Annotated in this window: 12 protein-coding genes; 2 read left to right on the top strand and 10 right to left on the bottom strand. The window is 41.9% G+C overall.

The window, feature by feature from the left end; translation table 11 throughout:
- Nucleotides 1-123: 123 nt before the first annotated feature.
- A complete protein-coding gene (locus tag ACE1TH_RS16920; protein ID WP_099304540.1) occupies nucleotides 124-636 on the top strand; it encodes a DUF2529 family protein in 513 nt (170 codons plus the stop codon).
- Between the two features lie 29 nt (nucleotides 637-665).
- On the opposite strand, the gene ACE1TH_RS16925 is transcribed toward ACE1TH_RS16920, so the two are convergent.
- The 8 genes from ACE1TH_RS16925 to ACE1TH_RS16960 all read right to left on the bottom strand — a co-directional run bounded on the left by ACE1TH_RS16925 (nucleotide 666) and on the right by ACE1TH_RS16960 (nucleotide 10,155).
- A complete protein-coding gene (locus ACE1TH_RS16925; protein WP_099304542.1) occupies nucleotides 666-1,517 on the bottom strand; it encodes a transglutaminase family protein in 852 nt (283 codons plus the stop codon).
- A 145-nt stretch (nucleotides 1,518-1,662) separates the two neighbouring features.
- The gene (locus ACE1TH_RS16930) at nucleotides 1,663-3,270 is read right to left on the bottom strand and encodes a CTP synthase (protein ID WP_099304544.1); all 1,608 of its coding nucleotides are present in this window, start codon (nucleotides 3,268-3,270) and stop codon (nucleotides 1,663-1,665) included.
- 189 nt (nucleotides 3,271-3,459) lie between these two features.
- Nucleotides 3,460-3,984 carry a DNA-directed RNA polymerase subunit delta gene (gene rpoE / locus ACE1TH_RS16935; protein ID WP_099304546.1) on the bottom strand — a complete coding sequence of 175 codons (525 nt, stop codon included), beginning with the start codon at nucleotides 3,982-3,984 and terminating at the stop codon, nucleotides 3,460-3,462.
- A 137-nt stretch (nucleotides 3,985-4,121) separates the two neighbouring features.
- Nucleotides 4,122-4,757, bottom strand: coding sequence for a TetR/AcrR family transcriptional regulator (locus tag ACE1TH_RS16940; RefSeq protein WP_099304548.1), 636 nt, complete (start codon nucleotides 4,755-4,757; stop codon nucleotides 4,122-4,124).
- A gap of 63 nt (nucleotides 4,758-4,820) precedes the next feature.
- A complete protein-coding gene (locus ACE1TH_RS16945; protein WP_099304550.1) occupies nucleotides 4,821-5,963 on the bottom strand; it encodes an acyl-CoA dehydrogenase in 1,143 nt (380 codons plus the stop codon).
- Nucleotides 5,956-6,789: a 3-hydroxybutyryl-CoA dehydrogenase gene (locus ACE1TH_RS16950; protein ID WP_099304908.1), complete on the bottom strand. Its 834-nt coding sequence runs from the start codon at nucleotides 6,787-6,789 to the stop codon at nucleotides 5,956-5,958. Before ACE1TH_RS16950 ends, ACE1TH_RS16945 begins: the two co-directional genes overlap by 8 nt.
- An 8-nt stretch (nucleotides 6,790-6,797) precedes the next feature.
- Nucleotides 6,798-7,988, bottom strand: a complete 1,191-nt coding sequence (locus tag ACE1TH_RS16955) for an acetyl-CoA C-acetyltransferase (protein WP_099304552.1) — start codon at nucleotides 7,986-7,988, stop codon at nucleotides 6,798-6,800.
- Between the two features lie 76 nt (nucleotides 7,989-8,064).
- Nucleotides 8,065-10,155: a (Fe-S)-binding protein gene (locus tag ACE1TH_RS16960; RefSeq protein ID WP_099304554.1), complete on the bottom strand. Its 2,091-nt coding sequence runs from the start codon at nucleotides 10,153-10,155 to the stop codon at nucleotides 8,065-8,067.
- A 142-nt stretch (nucleotides 10,156-10,297) separates the two neighbouring features.
- On the opposite strand from ACE1TH_RS16960, the gene cls reads away from it, so the two are divergent.
- Complete coding sequence (cls, locus tag ACE1TH_RS16965; RefSeq protein ID WP_099304556.1) at nucleotides 10,298-11,488, top strand: cardiolipin synthase; 1,191 nt, start codon at nucleotides 10,298-10,300, stop codon at nucleotides 11,486-11,488.
- Nucleotides 11,489-11,562: 74 nt separating this feature from the next.
- On the opposite strand, the gene ACE1TH_RS16970 is transcribed toward cls, so the two are convergent.
- Together ACE1TH_RS16970 and argS are read right to left on the bottom strand one after the other, a co-directional pair.
- Nucleotides 11,563-12,045 carry a DUF456 domain-containing protein gene (locus ACE1TH_RS16970; protein WP_099304558.1) on the bottom strand — a complete coding sequence of 161 codons (483 nt, stop codon included), beginning with the start codon at nucleotides 12,043-12,045 and terminating at the stop codon, nucleotides 11,563-11,565.
- 2 nt (nucleotides 12,046-12,047) lie between these two features.
- Nucleotides 12,048-13,718, bottom strand: a complete 1,671-nt coding sequence (argS, locus tag ACE1TH_RS16975; protein WP_375079585.1) for an arginine--tRNA ligase — start codon at nucleotides 13,716-13,718, stop codon at nucleotides 12,048-12,050.
- Nucleotides 13,719-13,752: the final 34 nt, after the last annotated feature.

The raw sequence follows: 13,752 nt of genomic DNA on the forward strand, positions 1-13,752 counted from the left end.
TCCTCTAGTCATCCTCTCCATTGTACTCTTATTCGTGTTGTTTCGCGGGTTTCCTTTAATAATTTGCATTTTATCTTAGCAGAAACTAGAATATGAACAGGATTGTGTAAGAGAGGATTCGATATGGATAAAATTTATACGACTCAACTAATCGGTTTGTTAAAAAAGATGACTGAGGTTCACCTAGAAGAATTAGAGAATGCAGCAAGACTTTTATCCCAATCGATCATTGCAAATGGGACGATTTATGTCAAGGGAATTAAGGAGCTCAGTGCTCTTGAAGAAGCGGTCTCGTCTGGATTTGAGCCCTTCCCTAATGTGAAAATCTACGACCAACAAGCACCCACAGCTTTAGACCGTTTTCTCCTTTTTTCGCCAGATGGACAGGACCAAGAGACTGAATCGATTTTATCTACGTGCCAACAAGAAGGAACGCCCGTCATTTTAATCGTTACAGAAAAAGAGTACACAGGGTCTCACCTTGTAGATAGTTTGTTTGCACTCGGGGCTTCAAAAGGCCTAACACCAAATGAAAAAGGGGAGCGTGTCGGACATCCTGGATTACTCGCCGCGCTTTACTTGTCGAACCAACTTTATTTAAATATAGACGACATCCTTAACGAAATTGAAGACTAGAAGCGATGTGCTTCTAGTCTTTTCGTTCATTATTTCTCCAGTAAATGGACACCGACACTGACATCTAACGAATGCCCGCCTCCACGATAAACACCTTCTACTGGACTCACATCGCCATAATCTCTGCCTGTACATACAATAATATGGTTTTCCAATGCTTCTACGTTGTTTGTAGGATCAAGACCGACCCATCCAATTCCAGGTATCATGACTTCTACCCACGCATGGCTAGCCGCATCTCCAATTAAAGCTGAATCTTCACCTACATAGAGATAGCCACTCACATAACGCGCAGGAATTCGCTGTGAACGCAATACACCAATCATGACATGGGCGTAGTCTTGGCACACACCTTTTAAAGTATCAGCCGACTCTGATGCCAATGTTTGAACATTACTCGCTTCAGTGTCATACGTAAAGACTTCATACAAATATGCCATTAAGTCACGAGAAAACGTAATGGGGTTTAATGGATCGCCCACTTTTTGAACGATTTCCTCGGATTGTTCAAATGATAAGTTCGTGTATGGTGTTTGTTTTAAACTCGCTAAGTACTGCCTTCTGAATACTTCAGAGTGGAAAATTTTTTTACTTTCTGGTGTGTAATCGAGATGATTAATGATCGGACTTCGCTGTACGCTTACTACAGAGGTCGTTTTAATTTCAAGATATTGATGCGACTCTGCGATAAAGAACGTCTCGACATTGTTTCCCCATATATCAACTGATTGAGCGGTCGTTGAATTCGGATTAATATCCACTCGGTAAGAAAGTAACCGCTGAAGCTCGTCTGTTTTCGGTTTTAATCGAAACGAGTTTAAGCTTTGCTCAACAGAAGTATCATAATAAAAACGGTTTGTATGAACAATCTCTGCTTTCATGTTCAATCCCCTTTAAGGTTTTTTGAAATCTTAGTCTTGTACCCTCTTTCATTGAATTAGAAACCTTCTGAAAAAATAAGAACATAAAAAAAATACGGCGGGACGTGTGAATCCCACCGTACTTCTCTTACTTAGAAAAACGATCCTATTGTTCTTTCATCTCTAGAGATTTTGACACAAATTCTCTAAATAAAGGTTGTGGACGTGTTGGACGTGACACAAACTCTGGATGGAACTGACTCGCGATAAAATATGGATGATCGGCAATTTCAACGATCTCCACAAGACGTCCATCTGGGCTTGTCCCAGAGAAGATAAACCCTGCGTCTTCCATTTGTTGGCGATATTCGTTATTAAACTCATAACGATGGCGGTGACGCTCATACACCACTTCTTCTCCATACGCTTCACGAGCAATTGATCCCTCTTTAAGCTTACAAGGGTATAGACCTAAACGTAGTGTACCACCTAAATCTTCCACATCCTTTTGCTCTGGAAGTAAATCAATAACAGGATATGGCGTATCAGGATTTAATTCCGCGGAATGCGCGCCGTTCATGCCGAGCACGGTACGGGCAAACTCTACAGATGCAAGCTGCATCCCTAAACAAATACCGAGGAAAGGAATTTTATTTTCTCTTGCGTAGCGAGTTGCTGCAATTTTCCCTTCCACACCACGGTCGCCAAAGCCACCAGGAACTAAAATACCGTCTGCATCTTTCAAGCGAGCCGCAACATTTTCGTCGTTCACTTGCTCAGAGTAGACCCAGTCAATTTCAATATCTGCATCAACATTGTACCCTGCATGACGAAGCGCTTCGGCTACAGACAAGTATGCGTCTTGTAGCTCAACATACTTTCCAACAAGGGCAATACGGACTTTTTTGCTTAAATTGCTTACACGTTCAACAAGCGCATTCCACTCATCCATGTTTGCTTCGGCGCAGTTTAAGTGCAAATGATCGCAAACGATTTGATCAAGTTTTTGTGCTTGAAGATCTAGTGGTACTTGGTAAAGCGTATCTGCATCTCCTGCTTCAATCACCGCTTCTTTGCGAATGTCACAGAACAACGCAATTTTGTCCTTCATATCTTGTGGTACTGGACGTTCTGTACGCACAACAATCACATTTGGTTGAATACCTAAAGAACGTAACTCTTTCACAGAGTGCTGGGTTGGTTTTGATTTCATTTCCCCAGCCGCTTTCAAGTAAGGGATTAATGTACAGTGTAAATAGAGGACATTTTCCATACCAATGTCGCTTTTTATTTGGCGAATTGCTTCTAAGAAAGGCAAGCTCTCAATATCACCTACTGTACCGCCAATCTCAGTAATAACGACGTCTGCTCCGGTCTCACGGCCAGCACGTAAAACTCGCTCTTTAATTTCATTTGTCACATGCGGAATCACTTGAACCGTACCGCCAAGATAATCGCCGCGACGTTCTTTCTTTAATACAGTCGAATACACACGACCTGTTGTTACATTTGAATTTTGACTTAAGTTAATATCAATAAAACGTTCATAATGTCCTAAATCTAAGTCCGTTTCAGCGCCGTCATCCGTTACGAATACCTCACCGTGCTGATACGGGCTCATTGTCCCTGGATCGACGTTAATATACGGATCGAATTTTTGAATCGTCACTTTCAATCCACGATTTTTAAGTAAACGACCTAATGAAGCAGCTGTAATCCCTTTTCCTAGTGAAGAAACTACGCCACCTGTAACAAATATATATTTTGCTGCCATCCTACTTCCTCCTTTAGCTTTTAAGGGGATCTTGCTCCACACATGCATCTATCAAAAAAAAAACAAAAGTGACACGTCGCCATAGGCATACTATGGGGCGCACTTTTGTTTATTATCTCCATTATATAAGCTCATGATAAGCCCAAAAATGATTTTACCTAGTTATTGAAGAGAAGTCAAGCAGACTTTTTAATCTTCCTCTTCCTCATTTGACCCTTCTTCTTCCTCGTCAAATTCACCTAGTTCTTCTTCCTCTTCATCTTTATCGGAGTAATCGTCATCATCTCCGTCTTCTTCTTCATCATGATCTTCTTCGTCTGCCAGTTCATCTAGCTCATCTTCTAGATCTTCAAACTCGTCTTCTTCAAGTTCGTCAATCGCATCGAAATCATCTTCGTCCTCGTCTTTTTTACGGCGTTTTGGTTTCACAGAATGAGTGATTTCTTCTTCTGACTGCTCATGCGGGTACCAAGCTTTCAATCCCCATTGGTTATCTCCAAGTGTTAGAAAACGTCCGTCGATATTTAAGTCTGTATATAAGAAAGAAATTCTCGATTCAGCCTCTGACTTAGAAAGACCTTTCAATTTTGCAACTTCCTCTAGTAAATCATAAAAATTAAACGCCTGTCTTTTATTCACCATAATTGCATATGCTGCTTCAACTAGGGACATCTCATCAAGTTCTTCTTGTTTCAAAGATTGCAAATCAACCATAATCGGGCACACCCTCCATTATCTTCATGAATCGAATCATCTATTAGTGTAAGCCATTTACTGCTAAAATCATACGTTCCATTATAAACAAGATTTATGTTTATTTCCAGCCATAATAAAAAACTCACAGTATTCGGTTACTGCGAGTCTGACAAAGCGTACGAAGCAAGCAACTGTTTAATTTGTAATTGACTATATTCATCAATATCAAGTTCTTTTTGCATCGACCAACGACGGAACGTCCACATCTGACCGAGAACAAGAATATTATGCGCCAAAAGGTGCTGCTCTTTATCTGAGAGCTGGAGATCTCCATTTTGCACACAGGCAACGATAAACGACTCCATCAACGTCACCATTTCTAATTCTTTTTTCAAAACGTAAGGCAGCGTTTCTTTTGGCAGTGACTTTGTTTCTTGGTACATGACAAGCACTTCGTCTTGCTTTTCGTCTACGACCTTTAAATAAGAACGAATCGCGATCTTCAAACGATCAAGTGGTGTGCCGGTTTCATCTAGCAATCGCTTGACACTCTCCATTACCTCATCATAGATCGAATCACACACAAGGTAAAGCACATCTTCTTTTGTACCAATGTATTCATAGAGCGTGCCGATACTAAACCCTGATTGCTTAGCAATTTCTCGCGTTGTTGTGCGATGGAATCCTTTTTCAATGAAAAGGCTAACGGCTCCTTTTATCATCTGTTCCCGACGTTTCTTGATCAATTTCTCGTCTTTCACCATTGATGGTATTACTTTTTTCCCGGCCATTACACCCACTCCTGTCATCACGATTCTATCATTCTAACACGGAGGGAAAAAGCGCATCTCTCTTTAAGAGGAAAGCTGTCTTGAAATCACCATTTGCTGGATCTCACTCGTCCCTTCGTAAATCTCACACACTTTCGCGTCTCGGAAATACCGTTCGACTGGATATTCTTTCATATACCCATACCCACCATACACTTGAATGGCTTTCGTCGACACATCCATTGCGGTTCGCGACGCAAACAATTTCGCCATACTTGCTTCTTTTGCGCAAGGTAAGTCTTTTTCTTTTAAGAATGCAGCGGCGTAGGTTAGTTGCTTCGCTGCTTCCGTATCCGTTGCCATATCTGCTAATTTAAATGCCAACCCTTGATGTTGGCTCAACTTCTTGCCAAATTGCTTTCGTTCATTCGCATAATTCGTAGCAGCTTCTAGCGCAGCCTCTGCAATACCAAGTGATTGTGCGGCGATGCCGATCCGTCCCGAGTTCAGGTTGGCAAGAGCAATTTTTAACCCTTCCCCTTCGCTTCCTAACAACTGATCCTTTGAAATGCGACACTGGTCAAAAATAATTTCTGTTGTGGAAGACCCATACAGTCCGAGTTTCTTTTCTTTCTTGCCGACGATTAAGCCCTCCGTACCGTCTTCAACGATAAAGCAAGAAATCCCTTTTGAACCAGCATCAGGGTCCGTTACCGCAAAAACTAAATACGTCCCTGCTTCGCCACCATTTGTAATAAATACTTTGGAGCCGTTAAGAATGTACGTGTCTCCGTCTTTCACTGCTCTTGTCTGCAAGGATTTCGCATCACTTCCGGCATTCGGTTCGGTTAAACAGAATGCCCCAATGATCTCTCCTGTCGCGAGCCTCGGCACATAGTTTTGTTTTTGCGCTTCCGTTCCATACAGCACAATGGGAATCGTCCCTACTGAAGTATGCACGCTCATAATTAAGCCAAGACTAGCGCTCACTTTCGATATTTCATGAACGGCTATAATGTACGAGACAAAATCCATCCCTGCACCGCCATATTTTTCAGGAACCGGGACACCCATTAAGCCAAGTTCCCCCATTTGTGTCAAAATGCTTCGTGGAAACCAATCTTCCTCTTCCATTTTTTCAATATGTGGCGCAATCTGTTCACGAGCAAACTCCTGCACCATTTTCTTCATCATTATTTGTTCTTCATTGAAAAATACACTACTCATAGTGGAAGAACCCCCTGCCTGATTTTTTTCCAAGCCAGCCCGCCTGTACATACTTCTTCAATAATGGACATGGACGGTACTTATCATCACCAAACCCATCGTGAAGAACATTCATAATTGATAAGCACGTATCAAGACCAATAAAATCGGCCAGTGTTAGCGGACCCATTGGATGGTTCATCCCAAGTTTCATGACCGTATCAATATCTTCAGCAGATGCTACCCCTTCATAAAGAGTGAAAATCGCTTCATTTATCATCGGCATTAAGATTCGGTTCGAGACGAATCCTGGAAAATCTTCCGAACATACCGGTACCTTATCAAGCTGATGAGTGAGGGTTTCAATTTCCTGAAAGACCTCATCTTTTGTCGCCAATCCGCGAATAATTTCAACAAGCTTCATTCGCGGAACAGGGTTCATAAAGTGCATGCCAATGACTTGTTCAGGTCGTGTTGTAACGCTCGCTAAGTCTGTAATAGGTAAGGAAGATGTATTGGTTGCTAGAATCGCATCTTTTTTGGCGAATTGATCTAACTCTTTAAAAATCGCTTTCTTTATTGCTACATTTTCCGTTGCTGCTTCAATGACAACGTCCGCTTCACTGACCCGTCTAATATCCGCTGTTGGCGTTAAGAAAGAAAGGGTTGAGGCTAGCTCATCTTGCTCTTTGTACCCTTTTTCTACTAACCGTTGTAGTCGTTTTTCAATACCGTCTACACCCGCTTGCGCAAATTCATGTTTTTGGTCATGCAGGAGAACAGGATGCTGTTTTGCAGCGAATACTTCTGCAATCCCAGCTCCCATTTGTCCAGCACCAATTACCATAATCGTTTTCAAGAAGCATCCTCCTCTACGTATAGAAGGACAGCGTCACCTTGACCTCCACCACTACAAATTGATGCGATTCCATATCCGCCGCCAATTCGCTTTAGCTCATAAGCGAGAGCAAGCACAATTCGCGCGCCACTCGCACCAATTGGGTGACCGTATGCAACTGCACCACCGTTCACATTAACTTTGGTTTCATCTAGGTCTGCCAACTGGTTGCTTGCTAACGCAACTGCAGCAAACGCCTCATTGATCTCAAAACGTTTTATATCGCTAAGGGACACAGACGTTTTTTCTAGTAATTTATTGATTACAAGACCTGGCGTTTTAGGAAAGTCTTTCGGGTCGACTGCAATTCGCTCATGGGCAACAATGGTCGCTAACGGATTCATCCCTTCTTGCTTTGCACGGTCTTCACTCATCACGAGCATGGCACATGCACCATCATTTACTCCTGGTGCGTTTCCAGCTGTAATCGTCCCATCTTTGCCAAAAACAGGTTTTAATTTCGCTAATGCCTCAGCCGTTGTTCCTTTTCTAGGCGCTTCATCTCGATCAACGACCGTTGTTTCCCCTTTACGACCTTTTACCTCAACAGAAACAATCTCTTCACTCATGACACCGCTTTCAATTGCAGCAACTGCTAATTCTTGGCTACGTGCAGCCCAGCGATCTTGATCGTCTCTTGAAAGCTGTAAGTCTTCTGCTGTTTCATTTCCATAGACGCCCATATGAACATTCGTAAAAGAACAAGTTAAGCCGTCGTAAACCATGCCATCTACAAGCGTCGCATCTCCCATTCTGGCTCCAAATCGCGCTTTCGGCATATAGTAGGGTGCATTGGACATCGACTCCATCCCACCTGCAAGAATGACTTCAGCTTCTCCTGCTCGAATGGCGACATCTGCCATCGTAACTGCACGCATGCCTGACGCGCATACTTTATTAATCGTTTCAGTCTTTACATCCCACGGTATGCCAGCAGCATGCATCGCTTGTCGTGAAGGTAGCTGACCAACACCAGCTTGCAGGACATTCCCCATAATGACTTCATCTACTGCATCTGGCTGCAGCTTGCTACGCTTTAACGTTTCTTTTAAAACAAGTCCACCTAATTCAGGCGCTTTAAAACTCGATAAGACCCCACCCATTTTGCCAATTGGCGTACGGGCACCATCAATAATAACGGATTTCATTTACGTATTCTCCTTTTCGAGCGAACGCTCGGTCAATTTGGTACAAAGAGAAAGATTCGCATAAAGCGAATCTTTCTTAAGCAGGTTCTTCCAATGATCGTTCTAGAATTTCTGCGACATCCAACGTCTGTACATCATCTTCTTTTTCTAAAGCTTTTGTGCCGTCACTCAGCATCGTTAAGCAATATGGACAAGCACTTCCAATTACAGAAGGTGCTACGGCAAGTGCCTGTTCCGCTCGGGCAACGTTTACACGCTGTCCTTTGTCTTCTTCCATCCACATCATGCCACCACCAGCTCCACAACACATGCCGTTTTCACGATTACGTTCCATTTCAACGACATTTACACCTGGAATATGCTTTAGAATTTCCCTCGGTGGATCATACACATCGTTATAACGACCTAAGTAACACGAATCATGGAACACAATGGTTTCGTTTACTTCTTTCGTCGGCGATAGCTTTCCTTCCTGCAATAATTTTGCAAGAAGTTCCGTATGATGATAAACTTCGACATTTTCCAAGCCAAATTCAGGGTACTCATTTTTAAATGTATTGTACGCATGAGGATCGATCGTTACAATTTTCTTTACATCATGCTTTTGGAACAACTCAATGTTAGCGGTTGCAAGTTCTTGGAATAAAAATTCGTTTCCTAGACGGCGAGGTGTATCACCAGAATTCTTTTCTTTATTCCCAATTATCGCAAAAGATACGCCAGCAATATTCATTAATTTCGCAAATGATTGCGCTACTTTTTGACTACGATTATCATATGCACCCATAGAACCTGCAAAGAACAGATATTCAAATTCTTCTTCTTTCTTGCTTAGTTCTTTTACCGTTGGTACGTCAATATCGTCACGTCCATCGCGCCAGTTTTCGCGTTCTTTTCTACTAATCCCCCATGGATTCCCTTGACGTTCGATGTTTTGCATCGCACGCTGTGCATCCGGGTCCATTTTTCCTTCTGTTAAAACAAGGTAACGACGTAAATCAATAATTTTATCAACATGCTCATTCATAACCGGACATTGATCTTCACAGTTTCGGCACGTCGTACATGCCCAAATCTCGTCTTCCGTGATCACATCTCCAATTAAACTCACATCGTAACTAGCTGCTGCTTCTTCATGTCCTTTTGCAGCTAATGTATTCGCTGTTGTCCCCGAAAACGCATAGGCAGGCATCCATGGAGACCGGGAAGTAATCGCCGCTCCTTTTTCAGTTAAATGATCGCGCATTCGTAAAAGTAAATCCATTGGCGACAACATTTTTCCTGTTCCTGTTGCGGGACACATATTTGTACAACGTCCGCATTCCACACACGCATATAAATCAAGAAGTTGCTTTTGATTGAAATCTTCAATTTTTCCGACACCAAAACTTTCAGCTTCTTCGTCTTCAAAATTAACCTTTGCCAATCTTCCTACTTCGTGGGTTCTACCTAAGAACACATTCGCAGGTCCTGCAAGTAAGTGTGCGTGCTTTGATTGCGGCACATACACGAGAAAACTTAATAAGAACAACAAATGCATCCACCAAAATACGAAGAATAATCCGCCTGCAACAGAAACCGGCACCCAGCTTGTCAGAAATGCAACAGATGAAGCAAGTGGTTCAAATCCGGTTAGTTCTTTTCCAAGCCAAATCATTTCCATTCCTTTAGCAAGGGTCTTAGAAACCATTAATCCACCAATAAAGATAAGAACAAGACCAGCTTTCCAGTTCCGCTTCAGTCGCACTAGTTTCTCAACATAACGTCGATAGAATGCCCATACAACGGCAATTAAGATCATGGCGACAACAAGCTCTTGGAACAAAACAAAGTATGGATAAACAGGTCCGAGCGGTAAATGACTTCCAGGATTTAGACCTTTCCAAATTAAATCAATGGCCCCTAGCTGAACCATTAAAAACCCGTAGAAAAACATAATATGAATGATCCCGCTCTTTTTGTCTTTCATTAATTTCTTATGGCCAAACACGTTTTTCCAGATCGCTTGCATACGCTCTTGCATCGTATTGTCGAATTCAGCTTTCTTGCCTAATTTTATAAACTGAACTCTCGTCCACACAAGGTTAGCAAAGAGATAAACCGCGTAACCGGTTACAAGAAGAAATAAAACCCAATTCACCGTGAGTAGAGCAGAACTTACTTCCATTTTATACCTCCTCAAGTATCGTTAAGCGTAGTATATCACAACTTTAATGAATGAGCATTCAGTCGATGAAAATTTTTTTATTTAATTTGGATGGGCATTCCCTTCTTCGGTAACGATAAAAAAGCAGAAAGGAGCATTTCACATGCTTTGGATACTTATAGTCGTTATGATTGGTCTACTTCTGTTTTGGGCGCGATTGGATTATGCTTTCGGTCTAAAACGACTCCATGAACAGGAGAAAAGTGAGCTGACATCGTCTTTACCAAGCTCGGCAACCATCATTTCTGATGGAGAAGAATTATTTTCATCGTTATTTAAAGACCTTACGGAAGCAAAACACCATATTCATATGCAATTTTATATTTTTCGAAGTGATGGCATTGGTGAACAGATGATTCAAGCGTTGTGCGAAAAAGCATCGACCGGTGTGACAACAAGACTTTTAATTGATCGATTTGGCTGCAAACTTTCAAGATCGGATAAAAAGAAATTAAAACAAGCAGGTGTGGTTTACCGAAAATCTTCACCTCTTAAATGGCCCTATGTCTTCTTCTCTCTCAACCGGCGAAACCACCGAAAACTATCTTGCATTGATGGAAAAGTTGGCTACATTGGTGGATTCAACGTTGGAGATGAGTACCTTGGTCGTAATCCTTTCTTTGGGTATTGGCGCGACTACCACGTTCGATTAACAGGAGAAGGTGTCGCAGCGATCCAAACTCAGTTTATGCGTGACTTTGAAAAAGTAGACGAGTTGCCGAAACATCAGTCGTTTTTTCCTCCATTAGAACAAGGAGACCAACATGTACAGTTTTTAAGCACACAAGGAGTCGGACTTGAACAGAAATACTTGTCCTTGATTCATTCTGCTACTGAATCGTTGTTACTAGGTACACCTTATTTTATTCCAACCAAAGCCATTCAAAAAGCATTGCTTGAGGCATGTGAACGAGGTGTGCAAGTAACCATTCTTATTCCAGAAAAAGCGGATCACCCGTTTGTAAAGCACGGAGCGACTCCTTTTCTACATGAGGTTATTCGTGCAGGCGCAATGGTTCATCATTATTACCGAGGATTTTATCACGTCAAAGCCTTTATTGTGGATCACTCTACGTGCTTAATTGGAACCGCAAACTTTGATCGTAGAAGCATACATTTAAATGACGAGATGTGCTGTATCACAAGCGATTTAACGTTCATATCTGAAGCACAGAGTCTTTTTCACCATGACCTTGCGCGATCCGTTAACGTGACGGAAGAATCGTTAAAACAAAGACCTATGCTTGATCGCCTCAAAGAAAACGTTACAAAGCCACTCGTTAATCTTTTGTAAGTTGTCATTGATGCGGAGAGCTTTCAAGTAGAAAAAGGCGAAACCCTTTTCAGGGCTTCGCCTTCACCTTTTAATTACCCGATCCATACTTCAATAAAGAACCAAACAATCATCACCGTTTGCACGACGGCTTTTGCAAAAGACCCACTTAAAAAAGCGAGAAATGAAGCAAATGCAATTTTTATTGCTTCAGAAAAGGTCTTTTGTTGAAGCAACTCTACAGCCAGTACAAGCACAAATGGTACAAGGATTAACCCAAAGGGAGGGTACACGAATGCACCAATAATGACACCGATTAACGCCATCCGCTCCCCCCATTTCGAGCCACCTGTTCGTTTGACAAAGATCACATTCGCTAAAAAATCAACGATTAGTAGAAAGATCGTTAAGACAGCCATTCCAATCCAAAACCAAGTGCTTAAGCTACCGGATAAGCCGAAAATATAGACAAGAAAGCCACCCCATAACACTAAAACAGATGGAACAATCGGTACGATTAAGCCTACATAGCTCGCTATAAAGAAAACCGCAATGAGTACCCACCAAATCACTTCCATTTTTACATCTTCTCAGGTGCATGAACTCCAAGAAGAGCCAATGCATTCTTAATCGTTAGTTGTGTAGCTTTCATTAACTCTAAACGCGCATACGTTAGACCTTCGTTTTCACTATCAACGACGCGATTTGCGTTATAAAAACTGTGCAACGTTTGTGCTAAGTCATACGTATAGTTAGCAATACGCTGCGGGTTTTGTTTTTTCGCCGCATCCGCTACAGCTGTTGGGAAATCCCCGATCGCTTTTAAGAGTTCATACTCTTTTTCGGTTTCAAGGAATGATAAATCAGCTTGCTCATAATCCTTCATCCCCATTTCTTCACCTTGACGTAAGATTGACGAAATTCGGGCATGGGCATATTGAATGTAGTAAACCGGATTTTCATTTGATTTTGAAACAGCTAAATCCATATCAAAATCTAAATGCGTATCTGCACTTCTCATCGCAAAGAAATAACGCGTCGCATCGATGCCGACTTCTTCCATAAGATCACGGAGCGTCACGGCTTTCCCTGTCCGTTTACTCATCTTCACTTTTTCCCCACCTTGATAGAGACTTACCATTTGGATGATCTCAACATCAAAACGCGTTGCATTATAGCCTAACGCTTGAATGGCTGCTTTCATTCTTGGAATGTACCCGTGATGATCTGCTCCAAGAATGTCAATCAAACGGTCATGGCCACGATCATATTTATCTAAGTGGTACGAGATATCAGGGGTTAAATACGTGTAGCTGCCGTCATTTTTCACGAGCACGCGGTCTTTATCGTCCCCATATTCAGTGGAACGCAACCATGTTGCCCCATCTTGCTCGTACGTTTTCCCTTTTTCTTTAAGAACTTCAAGTCCTCTTTCAACTTGACCTGAATCATAAAGAGAGGATTCAGAAAACCAATGGTCAAACGCAACTCGGTACACGCTAAGGTCTTTTTTGATTTTCTCTAGCTCTTTATTAAGTCCATAGTTACGAAGAATTTCTAGTCGTTCACGCTCTTCTAAATCTGCATATTCATCGCCAACTTCAGCTTTTAATTGTGCCGCAATATCAATGATATCTGCACCTTGGTAGCCGTCCTCTGGCATAGGAAAATCATGGCCCAGCGCTTGCATATAGCGTGCTTGTAGCGATAACGCTAAATTATCAATTTGATTTCCTGCATCATTAATATAATATTCTCTTGAAACATCATATCCTGCTTTTGCCATAATATTCGAGAGTGAATCCCCTACAGCAGCGCCCCTCGCATGCCCCAAATGCAAATCTCCGGTTGGATTGGCTGACACAAACTCAATTAACACTTTCTCTTGTTTGCCTGCATCGCTTTCTCCGTATCGTTCGCCAGCAGAAAGAACCGTTGGCACGATGTCTCTTAAATAACTGTTATCTAAGAAAAAATTTACGAAGCCAGGACCAGCGATCTCCACTTTTTTAATCCCTGCTTTTTCTTTATCCAAGTGCTCTGTAAAGCTTTCAGCAATTTGTTTAGGTGCTTTTTTCGCCACACGAGCAAGCTGCATCGCCACATTTGTCGCATAATCACCATGTGTTTTATCTTTTGGGGTCTCAAGAAAAATCTCTGGTATTTCTTCTTCATTAGCAAGATTTGCTTTTAGAATCGCTTGTTTAATCTCCTCTTGCAACGTTTGTTTCATTTGATCCATTGTATTCATTCCGTACTTCCTTTCCGTCTACCGTTTTCTAATC

The sequence above is a fragment of the Shouchella sp. JSM 1781072 genome, assembly GCF_041949915.1.
Classification (GTDB): Bacteria; Bacillota; Bacilli; order Bacillales; family Bacillaceae_D; genus Shouchella.